Genomic DNA, 5,264 nt, shown 5'->3' with positions numbered 1-5,264 from the left:
AAAAAAACGGCGACTACCTACTCTCCCACTGTTACGCAGTACCATCGGCGTGACTGAGCTTAACTTCTCTGTTCGGAATGGGAAGAGGTGGAACCTCAGTGCTATAGTCACCTGAATAAGGCAGACATGATGTAAAAAGTAAATAAACTGAATGTATATATCCCCCATACACGGCAGGACTAAAAGTGAACGGGCAATTAGTAATGCTCGGCTATGACATCGCTGCCTTTACACCTGCATCCTATCAACGTCATCGTCTTTGACGACCCTGAGAAATCTAATCTTGTGGCTGGCTTCGTACTTAGATGCTTTCAGCACTTATCCAATCCCGACTTAGATACCCGGCAATGCACCTGGCGGCACAACCGGTAAACCAGAGGTCAGTCCAACACGGTCCTCTCGTACTAGTGTCAGAGCCACGCAAATTTCATACGCCCACGATAGATAGAGACCGAACTGTCTCACGACGTTCTGAACCCAGCTCGCGTGCCACTTTAATGGGCGAACAGCCCAACCCTTGGGACCTTCTCCAGCCCCAGGATGTGACGAGCCGACATCGAGGTGCCAAACCCCTCCGTCGATATGAGCTCTTGGGAGGGATCAGCCTGTTATCCCCGGAGTACCTTTTATCCTTTGAGCGATGTCCTTTCCATACAGAAACACCGGATCACTATGCTCTAGTTTCCTACCTGATCGACTTGTGAGTCTCCCAGTCAAGCGCCCTTATGCCATTACACTCTACCGACGGTTACCAATCGTCGTGAGGGCACCTTTAGAAGCCTCCGTTACGCTTTTGGAGGCGACCACCCCAGTCAAACTACCCACCAAACAGTGTCCTCTCATCCAAGAGTTAGAACTCAAATAATCAAAGGGCCGTATTTCAACAGCGGCTCCACAAATACTGGCGTACCTGCTTCAAAGCCTCCGGCCTATCCTACACATCAATTACCCAAATTCAATGTTAAGCTATAGTAAAGGTTCACGGGGTCTTTTCGTCCCATCGCGGGTAATCGGCATCTTCACCGATACTACAATTTCACTGAGCTCACGGTTGAGACAGCGTCCAGATCATTACACCATTCGTGCAGGTCGGAACTTACCCGACAAGGAATTTCGCTACCTTAGGACCGTTATAGTTACGGCCGCCGTTTACTGGGGCTTCAATTCAATGCTTCTCTTGCGATGACATCTCCTCTTAACCTTCCAGCACCGGGCAGGTGTCAGGCTGTATACTTCATATTTCTATTTTGCACAGCCCTGTGTTTTTGTTAAACAGTTGCCTGGACCTATTCTCTGCGCCTCAAGTTACCCTGAGGACCCTTTATCCCGAAGTTACAGGGTCAGTTTGCCTAGTTCCTTAACCGTGAATCACTCAAGCGCCTTAGTATATTCAACCCGACTACGTGTGTCCGTTTACGGTACGGGTACCGTCAGGATTAAGTTTAGCGGATTTTCTCGGGAGTATGCTTACATGCACTATCGGATTGTTCGAAGAACGCTCCGTACTGTCAGGTTCGACTCTCTCTGCGGATTTGCCTGCAGAAATCAACATCTACACCCTTTAACCGACTATTCCGTCAGTCGGCGGCATTGTCACTGCTCCGTCTCCACGTCACTCCTGAAGGTAGTACCGGAATATTAACCGGTTCTGCCATCGGCCTCGCCGTTCGGCTGAGCCTTAGGACCCGACTAACCCTGATCCGATTAGCGTTGATCAGGAAACCTTAGTCTTTCGGCGAGGGGGTTTCTCACCCCCTTTATCGTTACTTATACCTACATTTGCTTTTCCACACGCTCCAGCAAAGCTCACGCTTCACCTTCAACGCTGAGTGGAATGCTCCCCTACCGATGATTACTCATCCCAAAGCTTCGGTAGAATACTTAATGCCCGATTATTATCCACGCCAAACTCCTCGACTAGTGAGCTGTTACGCACTCTTTAAATGAATGGCTGCTTCCAAGCCAACATCCTAGCTGTCTTAGCAATCTGACTTCGTTAGTTCAACTTAGTATTCATTTCGGGACCTTAGCTGTTGGTCCGGATTGTTCTCCTTTAGGACATGGACCTTAGCACCCATGCCCTCACTCCTGACATAGAACTGACACGCATTCGGAGTTTGTCAAGACTTGATAGGCGGTGAAGCCCTCGCATCTTATCAGTCGCTCTACCTCATGTCAGTATAAGTCAAGGCTGCACCTAAATGCATTTCGGGGAGTACGAGCTATCTCCAAGTTTGATTAGCCTTTCACCCCCACCCTCAAGTCATCCAGAAGCTTTTCAACGCTTATTGGTTCGGTCCTCCAGATGGTGTTACCCATCCTTCAACCTGCTCAAGGGTAGATCACTTGGTTTCGCGTCTACTCCTTCCGACTATACGCCCTATTAAGACTCGCTTTCGCTTCGGCTGCAAATCTGAGATTCTTAACCTTGCCGGAAAAAGTAACTCGTAGGTTCATTATGCAAAAGGCACGCCGTCACCCTAAAGGGCTCCGACCGCTTGTAGGCGCATGGTTTCAGGAACTATTTCACTCTTCTGTTCGAAGTGCTTTTCACCTTTCCTTCACAGTACTGGTTCACTATCGGTCTCTCGGGAGTATTTAGCCTTACCGGATGGTCCCGGCAGATTCACGCAGAATTCCTCGTGCTCCGCGCTACTCAGGATACCACTAGGCTTAGGTTGGCTTCGCATACGCAGCTATCATGCTCTATGGCTGTACTTTCCAGAACATTCTGCTCACCAACTTTCATGCCACAACGTGGTCCTACAACCCCAGTTATGCCGTAACATAAATGGTTTGGGCTATTCCCCGTTCGCTCGCCACTACTAGGGGAATCATTATTTATTTTCTTTTCCTACAGGTACTAAGATGTTTCAGTTCCCTGCGTTAGCCTTCCGCTATGCGGAATGATCAGTCTTCAACTAATCGGGTTGTCCCATTCGGAAATCTCCGGATCAAAGGTTATTTGCACCTACCCGAAGCTTATCGCAGCTTATCACGTCCTTCATCGCCTCCGAGAGCCAAGGCATCCGCCATGCGCCCTTGCTTACTTTTAGTCTTACCGACAACGTATGGTCGATATATACTTTCAGCTTTAACTTTACTTTTTTCGTTACATCATGTCAAAGATCGTTTTCCGGTGATGGGCGTAAACCCATCCGGAAGTGTGGAGAATAACGGATTCGAACCGTTGACCCCCTGCGTGCAAAGCAGGTGCTCTAGCCAGCTGAGCTAATCCCCCTTCAGAACTCAGGATTATCATCCTGCAATTCCGGAAGTAGTCCCAGGCAGAGTTGAACTGCCGACCTCTACATTATCAGTGTAGCGCTCTAACCAACTGAGCTATAGGACTGTCAGTCAAACCCTCGCCCTAAGGCTCGGCTTCTACTTTCTCTTTATATTGATAAACAATCTTCGCAGCACAAGAGGTTCTTATGGAAGTAATCTCGAAAGAACCTGACTTTTTATGTTAAGCGTCGCTCCAGAAAGGAGGTGTTCCAGCCGCACCTTCCGGTACGGCTACCTTGTTACGACTTAGCCCCAATCACCAGTTTTACCCTAGGACGCTCCTTGCGGTTACGTACTTCAGGTACCCCCGGCTTTCATGGCTTGACGGGCGGTGTGTACAAGGCCCGGGAACGTATTCACCGCGCCGTGGCTGATGCGCGATTACTAGCGAATCCAGCTTCATGGAGTCGGGTTGCAGACTCCAATCCGAACTGAGAGAGGTTTTGGGGATTAGCATCACGTCGCCGTGTAGCTGCCTTCTGTACCCCCCATTGTAACACGTGTGTAGCCCCGGACGTAAGGGCCGTGCTGATTTGACGTCATCCCCACCTTCCTCACATCTTACGACGGCAGTCTCGATAGAGTCCCCAGCATGACCTGATGGTAACTATCGATAAGGGTTGCGCTCGTTATGGCACTTAAGCCGACACCTCACGGCACGAGCTGACGACAACCATGCAGCACCTTCACAACTGTCCGAAGAAAGAACTGTTTCCAATTCCGTCAGTTGCAATTCAAGCCCGGGTAAGGTTCCTCGCGTATCATCGAATTAAACCACATGTTCCTCCGCTTGTGCGGGCCCCCGTCAATTCCTTTGAGTTTCACCGTTGCCGGCGTACTCCCCAGGTGGAATACTTAATGCTTTCGCTTGGCCGCTGACATTGTATCGCCAACAGCGAGTATTCATCGTTTACTGTGTGGACTACCAGGGTATCTAATCCTGTTTGATACCCACACTTTCGAGCATCAGCGTCAGTTACACTCCAGTGAGCTGCCTTCGCAATCGGAGTTCTTCGTGATATCTAAGCATTTCACCGCTACACCACGAATTCCGCCCACCTCTGCTGCACTCAAGGATACCAGTATCAACTGCAATTTTACGGTTGAGCCGCAAACTTTCACAACTGACTTAATACCCCGCCTACGCTCCCTTTAAACCCAATAAATCCGGATAACGCTCGGATCCTCCGTATTACCGCGGCTGCTGGCACGGAGTTAGCCGATCCTTATTCATACGGTACATGCAAAAAACCACACGTGGCTAACTTTATTCCCGTATAAAAGAAGTTTACAACCCATAGGGCAGTCATCCTTCACGCTACTTGGCTGGTTCAGACTCTCGTCCATTGACCAATATTCCTCACTGCTGCCTCCCGTAGGAGTTTGGACCGTGTCTCAGTTCCAATGTGGGGGACCTTCCTCTCAGAACCCCTATCCATCGTCGGTTTGGTGGGCCGTTACCCCGCCAACTGCCTAATGGAACGCATCCCCATCGATAACCGAAATTCTTTAATAGTTATTCCATGCGGGAAAACTATGCCATCCGGTATTAATCTTTCTTTCGAAAGGCTATCCCGGAGTTATCGGCAGGTTGGATACGTGTTACTCACCCGTGCGCCGGTCGCCGGCGGTTGAAGCAAGCTTCAACCCCGCTGCCCCTCGACTTGCATGTGTTAAGCCTGTAGCTAGCGTTCATCCTGAGCCAGGATCAAACTCTTCATTGTAAAAGTATTGTTAACATCCCGTAAGGGATGGTTCTTGCTCTGTTCAGGACGCTCGAATTTAAAAAGTCTCAATTACCTATCTTAATAAGTATTGACGGTTCTTTTTATTTTACCCAAGTCTCTCTTGTCGCCAAGAAAAGACTTGCTCTTGTACTACTTGTATTGTTTATGTAAATCTGTTCAAAGATCGCTTCTTTTCGAAGAATGCTCCTTTTCAAAAGCGGATGCAAAGGTAAAAACTTTTAAGCATAT

General features: G+C 49.0%; 2 tRNA genes and 3 rRNA genes. All 5 read right to left on the bottom strand.

The window, feature by feature from the left end:
- Positions 1-4: 4 nt before the first annotated feature.
- Positions 5-115 (bottom strand): 5S ribosomal RNA (rrf, locus tag BUB52_RS15390).
- 62 nt (positions 116-177) lie between these two features.
- A 23S ribosomal RNA gene (locus BUB52_RS15385) occupies positions 178-3,056 on the bottom strand.
- Positions 3,057-3,167: 111 nt separating this feature from the next.
- Positions 3,168-3,241, bottom strand: a tRNA-Ala gene (locus BUB52_RS15380).
- 37 nt (positions 3,242-3,278) lie between these two features.
- Positions 3,279-3,352 (bottom strand) — tRNA-Ile (locus BUB52_RS15375).
- 133 nt (positions 3,353-3,485) lie between these two features.
- Positions 3,486-5,012, bottom strand: a 16S ribosomal RNA gene (locus BUB52_RS15370).
- Together the 16S, 23S and 5S rRNA genes with 2 tRNA genes alongside form the textbook arrangement of a ribosomal RNA operon.
- Positions 5,013-5,264 lie beyond the last annotated feature (252 nt).

The organism is Bacteroides clarus YIT 12056 (assembly GCF_900129655.1).
Taxonomy (GTDB): Bacteria; Bacteroidota; Bacteroidia; order Bacteroidales; family Bacteroidaceae; genus Bacteroides; species Bacteroides clarus.
The sequence above is the reverse complement of the archived record's forward strand: the minus strand, read 5'-3'. Positions and strand labels throughout refer to the sequence as shown.